We start from the raw sequence: 17,161 nt of genomic DNA on the forward strand, positions 1-17,161 counted from the left end.
TAACCTCAACAGTTTTAGAAGAAGCATGGGGTATTTGCAGTGAAATGTTATTTGGTTTTCACTCCGTACCATTTATTATAAGGTTTTTAGTCATTTGTTAATTCTAAAAGTGATTATCAGATTTATGAATTATTTAGTTGATAACTTCCTACAAATAATGTAGTACATACTTGTGCTAATTCAACGTAAAACCGAACTTAGTTTTTTTGAAAACTATGTAATTAGTTGTTGCGATTGTTTCATAAGCAAAAGTTTCAGACAGAGGTAAGAGAAAATTAAAGAATTAGATGAAATTAAATTAATTTATGAATTGCTATAAACATCATGAAATCATAGCAGTTTCACAATGTAAAGGTTGTGGAAGAGGCATGTGCCCTGAGTGTACAGAGCAGTTTTCTGTACCTAGTTGTGATAATTGTAGGGTGCAACAAGAGAAAACTATTAAAGGTGAAACAAGGGTAGTGAAAACAAAAGAGGTTAGTTCAGTTTTATTGGAACTTATCCTCACTGTAATTGCAGGTTTAATTGGACAATCATTTATGGGTAGTGATTCAATATCATCGCCTAATGATGGTCCTATTCTAAGTGCTATAACAAAATGTATTCCCTTTCTTGTGTCGGCAGGATTTATTTCAGGATGGTATGTAATAAATGCGTTAAAACCTAAACAAAAACCAAACACGATTAAAGTTACTGTAACTCGTTCAGATGATTTTTCTGGATGCTTAGGAATAATTCTCAAATTTTTTGTGGCAGGATTCATTGGTGCCTATGTGCTTCCATTTAGAACAGTCTATAATATATATCGAATATTTAAATAAGATAAATAAGTATAATTTTAACAGATAGAAATTACCTGAATATATACTATAACGTAAAAACGTAATCTTGATATTTCATTTTACAATTTCTCTTATTACAATTGCAATCTATTAAAAAAAAACTTCTTTATAATTGATTGAAAAAGTCAAAAATTCAATTAGTTTACCACCGAGAATAATTAAATGTACATGAAAAGTAACTCTTTTAAAATCATTACCGGTGTTGTCTTATTAGTTCTGAATCTTACGGCATGTAATTCGCCCGAAGTCATATCAGGTACATTAAAAGGCGCTGAAGAGGAAAACACCACTGTTTATTTAATTCAGCCTAAGGATTTGCAGCATGTAGCGGCTTCCTATTTAGGTAAAATTATAGACTCTGCCATTGTCAAATCTGACGGAAGCTTCGCATTTCATAACCTACCCGATATTAAAAAACCGACATTATTTGAATTTGCCGTGCAACCCACAGGAAAAGCCGGAAACTATTTCAACAATGACCATAATACCAGTACCAATTATATGCCCATAGTTTGGCAAAATGGGGAACAGTTACAAATAACTGCAAGGTTTACTGAATTTCAAAAAAGCTTTACTATTGCTAATCCTTCTGAGATGAACAAGGCTTTACTGAACTTAAGGGATATAAAGCAAGAAGCTTACCAAAGCCACCTTGCCAACAAGCAATGGAATGTGGAAGAGGGTGATGAATTAATGGCGAAAGAACATGCCGTATTACAATACCAGAAAGCCTTGATGGAATTTGCAGATAGCACTCCGCAATTATTACCTGCGGTAGTAGCCTTACGTTGGGTAAGCCCCGAAAACGATTATGAACGCGTACCGGAGTTTTTAGTGGATCAATGCACCAAATGGAATAAAACACAACCTGATCACGCTTGGGTTCAGCAATTGTGTAAAGAAAGCGAACCCGAAAATTTACCGGTATTGATAGGTGATGAATTTCCAAATATTCAATTGCCTTTGATGACAAAAGACACCTTGCTTTTAAATGATGTATTGGGTGAAAAATTGACGATTGTGGACTTATGGGCATCATGGTGCGCGCCTTGCAGAATAGAGAATAGAAAAATTCTAGTGCCCCTTTACAATGAATATCGTGAACAAGGTTTACAAATAGTTGCCTATGCCTTAGAAAGTGATGAAAGAAGCTGGAAAGCCGCGGCAAAGCGAGATGGTGCTAATCGTTGGTTGCAATCCTCTGACTTACAAGGAGATGATGCTCCTTTCTTAAAAAAAATACGTGTACGTACCATACCTGCCAACTTTATTTTAGATAGTAACGGAGTAGTCATGGCTAAAAATTTGCATGGTGAGGAATTAATGGATTTGGTGGATAGTAAGTTTGAAAAGTAAGGAAGAACTGCATTAAAATTAACCATTTCGTTAATAATTTGCTTACAACTCATTATGTAAGTACTTGCTTTCAATATTTGAAAGAACGAACTTCGTTATCGTCCGCTAAAAAGAATTGAAACTCTTCCTAGCTCCACGTTGGCAATAATTAAGAAGACATGAAAGTGAAATTAACTCTACTCTTATTTTTTTCAATTTTTACTTCTTTTTCACAAAACATTAATGGAAAAGTTTTAGAAGTAGAAACAAATACGCCTATTGAATATGTAAATGTATATTTAAAAAAAATTAAAGAAGGAAGCATTACAAATGAAAAAGGAGAATTTCATCTAAAACTTCAATCAAATTTAAAACCAACTGACACTATTCATTTTTCAATTATTGGCTACAACACAAAGTATATAATATTTTCAGAACTAGAACAGCTTAATTTTATAGTTCATTTATCAAAAAAAACTGAACACCTTGACGAAGTTACTGTTTCTAATCAAGTTGAATTAAAAAACCAGATACCGTTTAAAAAATTATCTTCATTAAAAAAAGGAGTATATAATTTTAGTTCTGAATTAATTGAAAATAAAATTTATGTTATTGGTGGAGACCAGTCTTATATTGAAGATACTGAAAAAAAAGTTCTTCATGAAGTTAGTAATATTCCAAATGCAACCTTTGGAGATTTTTTAAAAAAAATGAGAAGTAATTTCACGTGGGAAAGTTATAGTGATAAATTACAGATTTATGACATTGCAAAAAACAGTTGGGCTATTTCTAATTTAGAATTTATAAAACGAGCATATCATCGAACAGTTTACATTAATGATGAATTGTATGTCTTAGGCGGAAAATCATTGTCAAGAAATGGGAAGTACGAATATTTAGAGAATAGAATTGAAGTTTTAGACCTTCAAAAAGGGAAAATAATTATTGATGGAACAAACCCACACCAAGCTATAAACTTTTCTTCTTTTTCATATAAGGACAATATTATTATCATGGGAGGTTCTACTAAATTAAAAAAGAGCGGAGAAAAAATTTACAGTAATGAATCTCACATTTATGATACATCATCTGGTTATTGGTATGAACTTTCAAAAATGACTAGAGCAAAAGAAGTTAGTGGAATAATAGTAAAGAATAAGATTTACCTTATAGGAGGATTTAACAAGAACCCTTTGACAGAAATAGAGTCCTATGACCTTAAAAATGGACAATGGAAAAATGAAGGTAATTTGTTTTCTGGAATTGAAAATCCTGCTTTGGCTTATTCAGACAATTGTATTTATATCTTCAGTAGTGGTTTAATTCAAACCTATAACACTAAGACTAAAATTTTGAATGAATATAAAATTGCCTTGTATACGAAAAGCTCTCAAATGCATTGTTATGATGGAAATCTTTATATATTCGGAGGTTATAATGAGGATGAATTTACAAAATCTACTTCATCAATGATGAGTGTTATAGACTTAAGTGACTTTCGTAAAACCAAAATAATAAAATCAACAAAATTTAATTAAAAACTATTGCCAATACCGTATATAATTTATTACTAGTTCTAGCCTACTTACGAAAATCCTATCGGATTTTATATTCGGTTTTTAGTTGCTAAATTAGTTGCTTAAACACGCCACTAATCATACACAACAACGATAACGAAACTTATCATCCCCCCCTATTCTTCTCCTCAATCCACTTGCTCATAAACTTGGTAGCGGTCATGGTTTGGTGCTGTAATAAAGTTCCTGTAAAGTTTTGTTTTCTATGTGTAAATAAATGTTTTTGAAGCTGTTCCACTTGCGCTACTAACATATTTTCTAAACTAGATTTAGCATATTAAAGTATTTATTAAAGTACTAGCTTGATCTTGAGAATTTTGCCAGGTAAGTTCAGTGGTATATAACCTCACAGCAGTTTCCTCAAAAGCGGTATGGTCATTTTCAATATAGCCGTTCCAGTCCAGAATGCCGTGCATGCCTTCGGTACCAATAGTTGTGGTAACGCTGGGTGTAACGTTTTGCATAGTCGAAAGTAGTTTTCCTTTAATTCCGGCAACAAAAAGTAGCGGAGCTAGACATACTTTTGCCGATTGCATGACTTCATTAACATCTTCTACCCTACCGTGCACAAGAAATCCGGTTGCACGGTTATTCATTATTGCTATTTGCTGCGGTAAATAAGCAGTTTAGTTTCTGGTGATTTTTTTGAAATTAATGGGCAAATAGTAGTTTTTAAGTATTTAACGCATCAATATTAGTCACATGTCTTCCGCCATCGAAACTGTTCTTCTGTCAAAAAGGGATTGTACAACAATGCAACGGTAATAGCACATTCTTGTTTTTTAAACCCCTTTAATAATTGAGTCATTCGAACCCAAACTGCTGTAGATGCAGGTTCTGTCTAGACTTAGGCGATTATGGGAAGAGTTTTGTGATTATTTTTTAAGTACATAGTAAAGGGGATGTTTTGTGGTTGGTAAATGTTTAGTACTCAGTATTCCGTATCAGTTTTTAGTGTTGATGTTTAGTAATAATGTCACTTCGAGTGGATTTTTAGTTGTAGCATAGCGGAAACTACAAAGTTGCCTGCCTGCCGGCGGGCAGGTATCGAGAACCTTTGGAACACGTGAAAGTTCTCGATACTAATTTCTCGTGCCTCGAAATTCACTCGAACGGACAAGCAAGGTACAAAGTACTAAGTATGAAGTACGAAGTATTAAGTGTAAGGTGTCATTTGCAAAGTACTACGTGAGAATTGAGAATATAGAGTATAGATTTTTAGGTGTTATAAAATTTAGCAAAGCTAAATTTTACCCAACCATCAACGGACAACCAACAACTAATCACCAGAAACACCAATTTCATCAAGCACCACTACCCCATATTCGGTTTGGTCAAAAATGAATTTGATGGAGCTAATTGCTTCCACATTAAACTCCGGATTTATATTGGAGAATGCTTGCATTGGAAAGTGGTAGGTCTGTAACTGTACTTCCCAATCTTCACCAATCATTTCTTTATCCAGGAACTTAAATTTTGTAAATCTTGTTTTTAAAGGTTTCGTTATGCCTTTAATTTCACTCACTTTTAAAGCGCTTGTTTGTCCCGATTCATCTGTAAGCTGAATGGTAAAATCTAGTTGCGGAACTTCTCGTTTATCTTCCTCAGTTTTAGCTTCTTTTCCCTCTTTGGTCAAATTAATATCAAGCCATTCGTGATTTCCTGCTCCCAGCGTGAATTGTAAGCTAGACGTTGATGAAAACGGTATAGAATCATTCGCAGAAAGCATTATTTCATACATTCCCTTATCCGAAGAATTCTTTGAATTATTATAATCCCACCCTAAGATAACCGCGTTGTTTTCTTGGCTACCTTCATCACGCGTAGGTAGATTTTCTTCTTTCCATAAGGCAATGTTGGTCGCTTGTATTTTTGTGGCATCTATTGCCGTGGTAATATCCAAATCTTCTTCAAAATTGGCAATGGCATGAAAATTAGAGGATTCAAAAGAAGTAAGGTAATGCTCAACCGGCAACCACTGCTTTGCTACCGAAACATTTCTGAACACTGAACGAAACTCTTGATGGTCTTTTAATGAAGCTTCAGCAAATGCACTGATAAATACCTTTGCTGCTTCTTGTTGCTGTTCTTCTTTCAATAGCGGGTTCAAATTCAATAACCACTTTGAAGATGCTCCAAAATCTGAATTACCCCAAGTGGAATTAAATTGTCCGTGATTGGCATGATGTATATATACTCCCGATTTAAATCGAGAGATAGAATCCGTATACTGCAAACGACGATATGGTCGCATTCCCCAGAAGCTAACTTCATCGGCATCATACGAACCTTGTATGCTTAGAAAGTTAATATTATTCAATACTATTTTACGATCATATCTGTAATCTGTAGGTGCCAATGCCACTACTCCTTTTATATTAAAGTTAAAATCGAACTTTTCATTTGCCTGATCAGGAAAATACGGTAGCTGATTATATGCAGCGGCAATAGAAACTGCCTCACCACCACGAGAATGCCCAACAAGCATAATATTATCCAAATCAACTTTATTCGATAATTCGTGCCCTTCTTCTGCATTCCAGCTTCTCCACTGTTCCAAATGTTTAAGCAAAAGCCAAGCTCGCGCAGGCATTTCTTTTCCTCTGAAATCACCCGACCAATGTCCGTTTAAAAAATTCTCATCGACCGACACTGCTATAATTCCCCTACTGGCCAACAAATTTCCCAGATAGCCATAACCATCATCAGAATAATCAATCATACTATGATTACCGTGCACAATTAGGGTCAAAGGAAATGGTCCGTCACCTTCAGGCATATATACCCTACCATTTAAAGGAAAGTTTTTAGCCCCGAAACCCCAATATTGTTCACGCCATTTCTTCTTTTTATCTTTCCAATCAGGTATTAGCCAGGTGCCATCTACAGTATTCGTTTTATAGGTCACGCCAGTGGAAAATACTTCACGTTGCTCATCTGCACCGCTACCATACGTAAATGTTTGTACAGAAAACGGACCGGAAGCAGCAGGGTTCTGTAATGGTTCAGTATCCGGAGGAAAAGAATCTTCTTGTGCAAAAGCTAGTGGAACCTCACTCTCATAGGGGTCAGCTCCTGAACCTGCCAATTCATAAAATATGTAAATAGCACTAAGAGCCATCACTATCAAGAAAAAGCTTGACAAGAAATTTCTTTTCTTTTGAAATCGATATACCGCTATACATAATAAGATACCCAATGCAATTACCCCACTATAGAATAGCGTAGGCCAACCAAAGCCAAAATATTTAAGCACAGTAAAAACGAAAATAGCGCTGAGAACAGCAGTAATCGTTTGTAAAGAAAATTGCTTCAACCCTTTGCCCAGTACATTAAACAATGCGTAAGTGGCAGCGTGAATTAAAACACCTATAACTATGGCGATAAACATCATTATAATAGGATGCCAACCTGTAAGGAAGTGATAGCCTGTAATACCGAAAAAAAGAATTGTTAAGAATAGGGTGAGGGAAAATAAGCGGTTTTTCATTAGTTGAGAGCGTTGTAGTTGTTCAAGCTCTTGAATTTAACCAACTTATTTGAATATTGATAATGCGTATTACATTTTTCAACATCCTATAAAATAGCTATCGGTAGATTATAGAATCAATAATTACATCGATCCTAAATCATAATCTGCAACTACTGCGAAAACCTACATTTTTGCAGCGAACAGCTTAGAAATTTTTGAACGCAATTTGCGCTCATAATCTTCCTCTAACCATTCTTTATAATTTTTGGTGTTGTTCATGATACAATACGAATATTGACGCACACGGTATTTGATTTCTTCTTTCAGTTTTTTAGCTAGAATACGAGCATCAAAAACATCTTCAGAATTCTCTACACAAATTTTTGCATGCTGCTCTATACTTTTCTCCAGTACCAATTTGGATTTTTCTCCATTGGCAAAACTTTTCTTGTATTCCGCTTTAATGTCAAAATCGATATCGGTAGAATTTGCAAATTCGGAACGTAGGTCAGCTGGCATTTCATAAACGAACTCACGTTCGATCTCTTCATCATTCTTTATATTCTCCAAGTAAAAATCTGGAAAATGAAAAATTTCTTGCCAATCGATACCGGCATTCCATAATCCGAAACGGGCAACATTGTTCCCCATATCTATTACATTGAACTCTTCTTTATTAGGAAGGTATCTAGAACCACGACCGATCATTTGAAAATATAGCGTCAAAGATCTTGTGGCACGGTTAAGAATAATGGTTTCAACACTAGGCTCATCGAAACCTGTTGTTAAAATACTAACAGATGTAAGAATAGCATCGGGAGTCTCTTTAAACCATTTAAGAATCTCTTTACGTTCTGCAGCATTATTTTTATTATCTAAGTGACGAATATTATAACCGGCTTTTCTAAAGGTTTCACAAACATATCTAGACGTGTTTATACCATTATTGAAAATTAAGGTCTTTGTGCCCTTAGCGATTTCATTATAGGCGGAAACCAGCTTATTAAGCATACTATGGTTACCATAAAGCTCATCAGAAGATTTTACCGTATAATCACCACTAATACCTAATTTTAAAGTTTGCAGGCTAACATCGTAATTGTACATATTAGCCTTTGCCAAGAATTTTTTCTGAATCAATGATTCTATAGACTCCCCTACAATCAACTTTTTATAGTTGTCTTTCATAGGTAGTTTAATATTCGAACTCAATGGTGTGGCAGTAACTCCAAGAATTACGGAGTTTTCAAAAAATTTGAAAAGCTTACGAAACGAATTGTAGTGTGCTTCATCAATAATAACAAGCCCAATATTGTTGATCTCGACCTTTTCTTCTTGTAATCTATTGTTCAGTGTTTCTACCATGGCAACAAAACACATAAACTCGTCTTGGTCTTGCCATTCTTTTACCTCACTATTTATTATTTTGTTCTTTACTCCAAAACCGTTCAACATTCTTGACGTTTGCTGGCTTAGTTCTATTCGGTGCGTAAGTACGATTACCTTTTTATTCGTTTTGGCTATGTAACGTTTGGCAATTTCTGAGAATACAACAGTTTTACCGCCACCAGTCGGTAACTGGTAAAGTAGATTAGAGTTGTCGCCATTCTCTTCTAGATATTTAAAAATAGAATGCAGATCTTCCTCTTGATAATCGTACAGGGTTTTCTCAGTGGTGTCGTTTTGTAGCTTCAAAAGGTTTGTAGGCGTTTATTTATATTAATAATGCAAAAACCTTATAAAATTATATGATTTTTATGGGTCTAGGAAATAAAAATCTTGAAAAAACAATATTAATATCCCCTGTCAGAATCTACTAAGTTTTTCAACTTTTCTGTTGTACTTAACCTTTTATAATTTTCAACAATCTGCGGAATTACAGAATTGGTGTCTGAAACACTGGCATAATGTGGAGTCATATGAACTTTTTTATGATTCCAAAAAGAATGAATTTTGGGTAATGGTTCTGTATGATATACATCTAAACAAGCCCCAGAAAGATGGTCTGTATCTAACAGCTCAATTAAATCATCATCCACCAAATGACCTCCACGAGCAACATTAATAATATATGCATTTTTAGGAAGTTGAGACATCAGCGCTTTGTTTAGAATACCTTCAGTTGCGGGGGTTAGGGGTAATAAACACACTAAAATATCGGTAGTTTTTAAGAACTCTTGTTGTTCATCAGCACCAGAAAAAGTTGCTACGTCCTCAATGTTCTTTTTACTTCTACTCCACCCTTGCACTTTAAAACCGAATTTGGTAAGATCAGTAGCTGTAAGTGCACCCAATTCACCGAGGCCCAAAATACCAACGGTAACATCTTTAATTCTTAAGTACTCTTTAGGTTCCCATACATTGGCAACTTGGTCTAATTTATATTCGTTCAAATTCTTTAGATGTGCAAATATTACAGCAAGCACATGCTCAAACATATCACCTGCCAAAAACGGATCAACTATACGGGTAATAGGAATATTTTTAGGACGGGTATCGTCTTCAAATATATAATCAACACCGGCACCTGCAGAAGCAATACATTTTAAATTGGGGTAATTAGCTAGTGTACCTTTAGGATGCTTCCAGATAACAGCCATGGTAATTTCATCTTTTGGGTGACCCTCTAAATAGCCGTATACCTTTAAAGAGCTATCTGCTTTTTGTAAAGCATTTTTCCAAAGTTCAATTTTATTATCCTGTCTTATAATTACTATTGCCATATGCTAATCTATAATATCCAATGCTTTTGAAAACTCATCTTCAAATAGCCAATTTTGATTTTGTGTTTCTGTATATATTTTTAAAATACGTTCTCTGAATTCTGGAAATACACCTTGCATCGTAGTAAATTGAATTACTTCGTTAAATGAATTTAACATACTTCTATAGAAAGAATCTGGTACATTCTTCTCCAAAGAAAAAGTTTGTGCAATTTCTATGTTATAGCACATAACATCGGCTATGAGGTGTGGGTCTACTCCTAATTTTATAAAATGCTTAATGAATTTTTGCGCGACAGACCTACGGGCTTTAGGTCTTCTTCGCTTTACAGGAAAATATTCATTTGATATTTTTGCTTTTGCATCTTGCACCAGTTTGTCTTCTTTAGGATTAAATGCGAAATCGTAATAGGTTTTTACTGCAGGAAACTTTTCGTAAAGCTCCATTATCTGTTCTTCTAAAGCTTTTTTAGGAAGCTTGGAGATATATGTTTTTAATGCCCTTTTACTCATATAAATTCAGTGTCTGTACTCAAAAATACGCTTTACAGAAACAACCTCCTAAAAGCTTAATTCTATGTTAAAGCTAATAAATGCTGTAGAAGTATAGTTAAATTGATTAGGAAATATGGATAAAAAGCGGTATACTGTAAACTTGTACAACTTCTAAATTCCATACACACATATGAGGCAACTAAAGATTATCAAGCAGGTAACGAATCGTGAATCGAAATCACTGGATAAATACTTGCAAGATATCAGCAAAATTGATTTGATTACAGCGAATGAAGAGGTAGAACTAGCGCAGAAAATTCGCGAAGGTAGTCAAGCAGCTTTGGAAAAATTAACCACTGCAAACTTAAGGTTCGTCGTTTCCGTAGCAAAACAATATCAAAATCAAGGTCTTAAATTACCAGATTTAATTAATGAAGGAAATTTAGGCTTAGTTAAAGCAGCAAAAAGATTTGATGAAACAAGAGGATTTAAGTTTATATCCTATGCCGTTTGGTGGATCAGACAATCTATACTACAAGCTTTGGCTGAACAATCTAGAGTTGTTCGCTTACCATTGAACAAAATTGGTTCAATCAATAAAATTAAAAAGACATTTTCTTATTTAGAGCAAGCTCACGAACGTCCGCCCTCTCCAGAAGAAATTGCAAAAGAATTAGAAATGACGGTTTCTGAGGTGAAGCAATCACTTAAGAATTCAGGTAGACACGTATCTATGGATGCACCTTTACGTGAAGGCGAGGATTCTAACCTGTATGACGTTTTACGTTCGGGTGAATCTCCAAGACCAGATAATATTTTATTACAACAGTCTTTGAATACTGAAATTAACAGAGCGTTAGATACATTATCGCCAAGAGAGGCAGATGTAGTTAAGCTTTATTATGGTATTGGTGATCAACAATCAATGACTTTAGCAGAAATTGGTCAGACATTCGATCTTACAAGAGAGCGTGTTAGGCAAATTCGTGAGAAGGCAATTCGTAAATTACGTCATGCCTCTAGAAGTAAGTTACTTAAGACCTATTTAGGCTAGACTTATATTTATTATTTAAAAAGAAAGCGCCCGTATTAACGGGCGCTTTCTTTTTTCTAATGTTTGGAACACTAAGAATAAGTTAATTTGTTGATGTTAAAATTTACTAGGATGCTATTAAGATCCTGGATAAAATTTTGATAAGACGAGAAATCTTGATTTTGATGTGCCATGGTACTATTTTTTTTGGTTTTAGGTTTGGTTCACTTTTACATGTAGTCCAACTCAGCTAATTCGTTGATACTAAGAATTTCATTTAAATCTTGAAGAAACAAAAGGTATTCTTCACCGTAGGTGTCGTAAAGCATATTGTAGGTTTAAAAGTTAATCTTGATTTGGGCATTCATATCTTGAAGTAAATATATAATGATGTTAAAGCTGTGACAATAAATTGTGGTGAACTAATTTAAAAATGTTGTAAAACCTATATAAAAGTGTTGTTTACCATTTAGTTTCATTCAATCCTTTATTTTACAAGGTTTGGCAAGTGGTATTTCATCCTATTTATTGGTATTTAAACGATAACATTCACAAAACAAACACATTTATAAACCGTTAAGTAAACTCAAAAACTAAAAGAAAGTACATAATCATATTTAAGCAATGGTACTGGTAGTTTAAGTTTGGCATAAAACAAACACCTTATATCTTTTAAGATAAGGCGTATTATGATTACAATACCGTTGATCAAATTTCATTTTTACGGTAGTATTAGTAAGTGCTTCATAATCTTATACCTTTGATGACATTGAAAATATAATTACAATGACAAAACTCTCTCAACTTTTATTCAACCATACATATGCAATGCTATTAATTTTTCTTTTTGTAAATATATCTATAAGAGCAAAGAATATAAATGTTAGAGATTCTAGTTATACTAATTTGAAATCATTCGAGCTAGTTCTAAATAGTCATAGCTTTAATACAAATGAACGTAGTACTTTTGTTTATGCATCACAAACCGAAGCGATAGAACGCGGATTAACAATCATTCATTTACAGGCGGGAAATAAGCTTGAATTCAAGACTTTTGATACTTATGGTAGTAAAGAAGATGTTATAGATTTTATTGAGGTCATTTCTAAAATGTTAACTTCTAATGAAATATTTGCAATATTGGCTCATGATTCAGCTGCGGCACAATTAAAGGGGTTTGAAAAACAACTACATCAAATAGGTCTTATACAGTTAAGCAAATTAAGAGGCAGACAGGCTTATGTTATGCATAATATAAACAGCGATATTGTTGAAATGGTAAATGACAACTCGATTACCGTAAGTTTGAATGTACCTACAACTATAAAAAGTAAAGATGTTTATTTTCCAAAAGAGATTTACGAATTTGATTCGAAAATAGATCGGTATATCGCCCATGCCGGAGGAGAGGTTAACGGAGTTAAATTGACCAATTCTAAAAATGCCTTAGACGAAAATTATAAAAAAGGCTTCCGAAATTTTGAATTGGACATCATAGAAACATCCGACGGAAAATTAGTTGCGGCACATGATTGGAACATGTGGGCGCGTTTTACTGATTATATGGGTAGCTTACCCCCTACCCACGCTGAATTTATGAATCAAAAAATATATGGAGATTACACCACTTTAGATATAGACGGCATAAATAATTGGTTTAAAAACCACCCAGATGCAACCTTAATTACAGGTATGATAAATGACCCTATTTCATTTGCCAAGGCTTTTGTGGATAAAGAACGTCTAATTATGGAACTGTTTAGTGTTATGGCGATAGAAAAAGCTTCTGCAAATGGTATACAAACTATAATTTCACAAGAACCTTTAATGACCATTAAAGGTGATAAGGTAAATTTTCTAAAAGTCAACAATGTAAAACACGTGGCGGTTTCAAGAAGAATAATTTCTAGTCAAAAGAAACTAATGTTACAATTAAAAGATGCAGGAATAAAAGTTTATGTTTTCAATGTTAATTTTGATACAGGAAAAGATGAACAATATGTATATGATAACGAACTAGGATTAGTTTACGGTATGTATGCAGATAAATGGATTTCCGCTATGAATTCTAAAAATTGAACTCATACGTTAAACCTGCAGAAATAGAATAAAAATAATTATCTGGATCAAAAGATTTTTCTTGACGTAGCACTCCAACATTGGCTCTATAGGTACTAAGACTGTTTTTACTTGTAAATTGATATTCTAAGCTTAAACGTTGCGATTCTATAAATAATAAAGTTTCTGCTAAAAGCTGATCTCCAGAAGTAAACTGACGTAATTCAGGAGAGAAGCCTACACCTACATTAACACCAACATAGTTTTTGGCATCTTTTAAATATCTGCGCAACAAAAAATCACCTGATATATTCGTAAGGTTATCAGAATCAGGTGTTATATATGAACGTAATGAAAAATAATAATTACCTGTATAATAACCAATTGAATTCGTAATCGACTTCACATCATTAGTAGCGAAATTAATGTACCTACCACCTCCAGAGAATTCAAAACCGCTTTTGTGATTATAGTAAATATCGCCGCCAACTTTATGGTTTGGATATAGATCAGACTCAGAATAACCATAATTAATATAGGCATAAACACCTTTAGCAATTTTAGGATATAAGTCTAAATCTAATTGAATTCCGTTTTTCCCAAATCTGTTACTGTTATTAATTCTTGGAATAATCGTACCAAAAGTTGTTTCTCTATTATATGAAATACTTGAAGTGGTAATCGGCTCAAAAATTTGGTCGTAAAATGTAACTGAACTATTAAACGAAAGAGTATTTTTTATTTTTTCTTCCGCAATGGGTGTTTTAAGAATAGGCTCATCTTCAACAATTTCTATTTTATCATTGTTTGTATTTGATTCATTTAGTTTAGAAAACATTTGGGTAATTTCACTCTCAACATTAAACCAACCCTTTTCATTATAATCTAAATTATTGACTCCTTCTTCAGCCATTTTTTGCAACCGAATCAGTTCTTGGTCATTTTCAACATACCCTAACCCTTTATTAGCTAAACCTACAGCAGTGGAATAATTTTTAGCATATAATTCATTTTTAATTGCAGAGATCCATGCCTCTCTATTATTTTTATCTAAAGATAAAATGTCATTGAAAACAGACCTTGCCTTATCAAAATCTCCCCTCCAACTTAATGTACTCGCCCATAAAATAGAAATCTCTATTTTAGTGGTAGGTTCATTGACCAAATTATAAAGTATATTATGCGCGGTATTTGTTTTACCTTCATAAGCTAACGCATAAGCAGTATCAAACGCTGGATCACCGCTTGTATTTTCTTGGGCACTAACCTTTTGAACGAAAATAGATAGTAGTAAAAAGATGATATGTAAATAACAATACTTCATTAGTCGTTAGATGCTAACGTATTTTTAGTCGCCTTATTTTCATGGATATCTATTCCCGCTTTTCTAGCCATATTACGAGATCTAGATATTTTATTTGAAATTTCATTAGCACTAGCACTGTTTTCTTCAACTATAGCAATCAGTTCTATACCTTCATCGTATTTATTGTACCAATAATAAACATCGAAAAGTGCAGAATAGGTGTCAATATAATTAGGGTTCATGACCATACATTCTTTCAAAATCTTTACAGATTCATTATAGTTACCTTTCCAAATATGTATCCTTCCCATTAAAATTTTAGTGTCAATATGACTGGGCGACTCAGAAAGTATATAACGACAAAGTAAAAGTGCATCATCCCATTTTTTATCAAAAGCTAAATCTCTAGCTTTAAGAAAAGACTTGTCAAAATTGTTGCCATCATAAATGCTATTGATCCATGTAATTTCAGATCGTGTAAACTTTTCTTTTTGTACTGCTAAAACAGTCAAATTTTCGGGAATTATTTTGTTTTCTGAAGTGACGTAATGATTAACTGATTTAAAATTTTCCAATGCTCTTTCAACCGAACTTACCTTGGTTGCCGAGCTTATATTTAAATTTTTATCTAAATCCACAACATCACCGTCAGTAAAAAATTTTTCACCACTGACATATTCTTTTAATTCATTCTTATTTCTCATTAAAGGAATATTCTTAGTAGATCGAAATGTTGTTTGCATATCAAGCGCTCCTCCCATCCAAGCTACTTTTTTCGGCATTTTTAATTCGTATGCATTATCAAGAAGTGCTAGTATGGATGGAGTAACATCAAAATGAGAAGAAATAGAGCTTATTGTTCTTGTTTTCGTCAGCATAGGACTGTACATAATTAATGGAACATGAAAACGACTAATAGAATTACGTTGAGGAATAGGATTTAACCTATGGTCACCTGTAATAACAAAAATGGTATTATTATAATTTGGTTGTGACTTATAAGATTCCATAAACCATTTGATAGCGTTATCAGTATATAAAAGTGTGGCAAAAACATTCTTATTCTTTTCTACAATTCGTTTAACTTTAGAATTAAAATCTTCAATTTTTAATTTATTCTTGACCTTACCTTCAAATAACTCTTGATTTGGTGATATAAAAGGTTCATGCGCACTAATAGTCATAAATACCTCTAACCTTGGTTGGTTTTTGTTTCTATCTATACTAAGACCTTTCTTGAACAGTTCCATATCAGGATACCCCCAAGAAGAACCGGCTGCATCATTTGCTTGTTGCTCGTAGTTGATTCCAAAACCAGATTTATCTAAAACAAAATCTACATTCTCACTGTCTAAAAACTTATCGACTTTATCGAAAGAACTATTAATGCCCTGATAATATGAAGTGTGATACCCGTTATTTTTTAAAACACTGAACATTGTCAACTTATTCGGGTACTCTTCTAACTCCATAAATCCGTTTTTACCAAATGGCAATGAACCTAATAAAGAAGGTAATACCCCAAACCTTTTACCTGTATTACTTAAAAAATTTTCCCAATACAAAGATTTGGTGGTCAAGGAATCTAAATATGGTGTGAATCCTCCGAATTCTGCACCTTCACCTACAAAATCCCTTCCCAAACCTTCTACCATTATGAAAACGATATTTGGTTTTTCTTCCTTAAGATTAAAATAATCGCCAAGTACATCTTCAATATCCGCACTTTTAACCAATGGATATTCTTCCTCTGAATTATACGAATTATCCTCAGTAGCTGTATTGTACAAATTAACTGCCAAATACTGTGATTTGTTATGGTTTATTGGTTTTCCATCAATAAATATAGATGCCATGAACAAACTGAATAGCACTATGGTAAAAGGATACATTTTACTAATTCTATGATAGAATTTTGAAGTGACTTTATATAATACCCAGAATAAACTAATTAATGTGGCAACTACAATAAACAAATACAAGAAAACCATATAACCAATAGAATTTACTATAGTAATTTTAATATCCGCATAGCTATAGCCTAACAAATTTGAACCTAAGGGTACCAAGGTTGTAACATAATAACCTGTAAGAAATGTTTCAATAATTAAAATAAGACCAAGCAATACAAAGACTAGGTTGAAACCGTATTTTGATCTAAGGTTTTCCCAAAAATTAAAAGGAAATACCATAACAATACCCATTAACGCAGTAAAACCAATTTGATGAACAATAGCCTTGACAATACTTACTGAGAAAATAGTGTCAATTACGCCTTTATAGTATAGCATACCATATTGAAACAGAGTTAACACTAGCA

At 33.4% G+C, this 17,161-nt stretch carries 13 protein-coding genes; 5 read left to right on the plus strand and 8 right to left on the minus strand.

Annotation, left to right across the window (positions count from 1 at the left end; translation table 11 throughout):
• Nucleotides 1-305 precede the first annotated feature (305 nt).
• The 3 genes from ACJJVP_RS15130 to ACJJVP_RS15140 all read left to right on the plus strand — a co-directional run bounded on the left by ACJJVP_RS15130 (nt 306) and on the right by ACJJVP_RS15140 (nt 3,715).
• A complete protein-coding gene (locus ACJJVP_RS15130) occupies nt 306-821 on the plus strand; it encodes a hypothetical protein (protein WP_405414846.1) in 516 nt (171 codons plus the stop codon).
• A gap of 189 nt (nt 822-1,010) precedes the next feature.
• The gene (locus ACJJVP_RS15135) at nt 1,011-2,198 is read left to right on the plus strand and encodes a TlpA family protein disulfide reductase (protein ID WP_405414848.1); all 1,188 of its coding nucleotides are present in this window, start codon (nt 1,011-1,013) and stop codon (nt 2,196-2,198) included.
• Nucleotides 2,199-2,356: 158 nt separating this feature from the next.
• Nucleotides 2,357-3,715, plus strand: coding sequence for a kelch repeat-containing protein (locus ACJJVP_RS15140; protein ID WP_405414851.1), 1,359 nt, complete (start codon nt 2,357-2,359; stop codon nt 3,713-3,715).
• A 145-nt stretch (nt 3,716-3,860) separates the two neighbouring features.
• On the opposite strand, the gene ACJJVP_RS15145 is transcribed toward ACJJVP_RS15140, so the two are convergent.
• The 6 genes from ACJJVP_RS15145 to ACJJVP_RS15170 all read right to left on the minus strand — a co-directional run bounded on the left by ACJJVP_RS15145 (nt 3,861) and on the right by ACJJVP_RS15170 (nt 10,462).
• The gene (locus ACJJVP_RS15145) at nt 3,861-4,007 is read right to left on the minus strand and encodes a hypothetical protein (protein ID WP_405414854.1); all 147 of its coding nucleotides are present in this window, start codon (nt 4,005-4,007) and stop codon (nt 3,861-3,863) included.
• A 16-nt stretch (nt 4,008-4,023) separates the two neighbouring features.
• Nucleotides 4,024-4,350, minus strand: a complete 327-nt coding sequence (locus ACJJVP_RS15150; protein ID WP_405414857.1) for a glycosyltransferase family 4 protein — start codon at nt 4,348-4,350, stop codon at nt 4,024-4,026.
• A gap of 683 nt (nt 4,351-5,033) precedes the next feature.
• Nucleotides 5,034-7,244 carry a hypothetical protein gene (locus ACJJVP_RS15155; RefSeq protein ID WP_405414859.1) on the minus strand — a complete coding sequence of 737 codons (2,211 nt, stop codon included), beginning with the start codon at nt 7,242-7,244 and terminating at the stop codon, nt 5,034-5,036.
• Nucleotides 7,245-7,409: 165 nt separating this feature from the next.
• Complete coding sequence (locus ACJJVP_RS15160) at nt 7,410-8,921, minus strand: DEAD/DEAH box helicase (RefSeq protein ID WP_405414861.1); 1,512 nt, start codon at nt 8,919-8,921, stop codon at nt 7,410-7,412.
• A gap of 98 nt (nt 8,922-9,019) precedes the next feature.
• Nucleotides 9,020-9,949 carry a 2-hydroxyacid dehydrogenase gene (locus ACJJVP_RS15165; RefSeq protein ID WP_405414863.1) on the minus strand — a complete coding sequence of 310 codons (930 nt, stop codon included), beginning with the start codon at nt 9,947-9,949 and terminating at the stop codon, nt 9,020-9,022.
• Between the two features lie 3 nt (nt 9,950-9,952).
• Entirely contained in the window at nt 9,953-10,462 is a 510-nt protein-coding gene (locus tag ACJJVP_RS15170) for a DUF6155 family protein (protein ID WP_405414866.1), read from the minus strand.
• Nucleotides 10,463-10,634: 172 nt separating this feature from the next.
• Here ACJJVP_RS15170 and ACJJVP_RS15175 point away from each other — a divergent pair, with 172 nt between their 5' ends.
• Nucleotides 10,635-11,498, plus strand: a complete 864-nt coding sequence (locus ACJJVP_RS15175; RefSeq protein WP_036154298.1) for an RNA polymerase sigma factor RpoD/SigA — start codon at nt 10,635-10,637, stop codon at nt 11,496-11,498.
• Nucleotides 11,499-12,263: 765 nt separating this feature from the next.
• Nucleotides 12,264-13,556 (plus strand): interleukin-like EMT inducer domain-containing protein, encoded by a 1,293-nt coding sequence (locus ACJJVP_RS15180; protein WP_405414867.1) that lies wholly within the window; start codon nt 12,264-12,266, stop codon nt 13,554-13,556.
• Here the strand turns inward: ACJJVP_RS15180 and ACJJVP_RS15185 are convergent.
• Both ACJJVP_RS15185 and ACJJVP_RS15190 read right to left on the minus strand, forming a co-directional pair.
• Complete coding sequence (locus ACJJVP_RS15185; RefSeq protein ID WP_405414870.1) at nt 13,546-14,859, minus strand: YaiO family outer membrane beta-barrel protein; 1,314 nt, start codon at nt 14,857-14,859, stop codon at nt 13,546-13,548. The two genes, ACJJVP_RS15180 and ACJJVP_RS15185, sit on opposite strands and share 11 nt — an antisense overlap.
• Nucleotides 14,859-17,132, minus strand: a complete 2,274-nt coding sequence (locus ACJJVP_RS15190; protein ID WP_405414873.1) for a sulfatase-like hydrolase/transferase — start codon at nt 17,130-17,132, stop codon at nt 14,859-14,861. The genes ACJJVP_RS15185 and ACJJVP_RS15190 overlap by 1 nt, the downstream gene beginning before the upstream one ends.
• Between the last annotated feature and the right edge of the window lie 29 nt (nt 17,133-17,161).

Source organism: Maribacter sp. Asnod1-A12 (assembly GCF_045063735.1).
Lineage (GTDB): Bacteria > Bacteroidota > Bacteroidia > Flavobacteriales > Flavobacteriaceae > Maribacter.

Bases quoted from the DNA above. Each gene is read 5' to 3' on its own strand.
- ACJJVP_RS15130 (WP_405414846.1), top strand. From the start codon at position 306: ATGAATTGCTATAAACATCATGAAATCATAGCAGTTTCACAATGTAAA.
- ACJJVP_RS15135 (WP_405414848.1), top strand. From the start codon at position 1,011: ATGAAAAGTAACTCTTTTAAAATCATTACCGGTGTTGTCTTATTAGTT.
- ACJJVP_RS15140 (WP_405414851.1), top strand. From the start codon at position 2,357: ATGAAAGTGAAATTAACTCTACTCTTATTTTTTTCAATTTTTACTTCT.
- ACJJVP_RS15145 (WP_405414854.1), bottom strand. From the start codon at position 4,007: ATGTTAGTAGCGCAAGTGGAACAGCTTCAAAAACATTTATTTACACAT.
- ACJJVP_RS15150 (WP_405414857.1), bottom strand. From the start codon at position 4,350: ATGAATAACCGTGCAACCGGATTTCTTGTGCACGGTAGGGTAGAAGAT.
- ACJJVP_RS15155 (WP_405414859.1), bottom strand. From the start codon at position 7,244: ATGAAAAACCGCTTATTTTCCCTCACCCTATTCTTAACAATTCTTTTT.
- ACJJVP_RS15165 (WP_405414863.1), bottom strand. From the start codon at position 9,949: ATGGCAATAGTAATTATAAGACAGGATAATAAAATTGAACTTTGGAAA.
- ACJJVP_RS15170 (WP_405414866.1), bottom strand. From the start codon at position 10,462: ATGAGTAAAAGGGCATTAAAAACATATATCTCCAAGCTTCCTAAAAAA.
- ACJJVP_RS15175 (WP_036154298.1), top strand. From the start codon at position 10,635: ATGAGGCAACTAAAGATTATCAAGCAGGTAACGAATCGTGAATCGAAA.
- ACJJVP_RS15180 (WP_405414867.1), top strand. From the start codon at position 12,264: ATGACAAAACTCTCTCAACTTTTATTCAACCATACATATGCAATGCTA.
- ACJJVP_RS15185 (WP_405414870.1), bottom strand. From the start codon at position 14,859: ATGAAGTATTGTTATTTACATATCATCTTTTTACTACTATCTATTTTC.
- ACJJVP_RS15190 (WP_405414873.1), bottom strand. From the start codon at position 17,132: ATGCTATACTATAAAGGCGTAATTGACACTATTTTCTCAGTAAGTATT.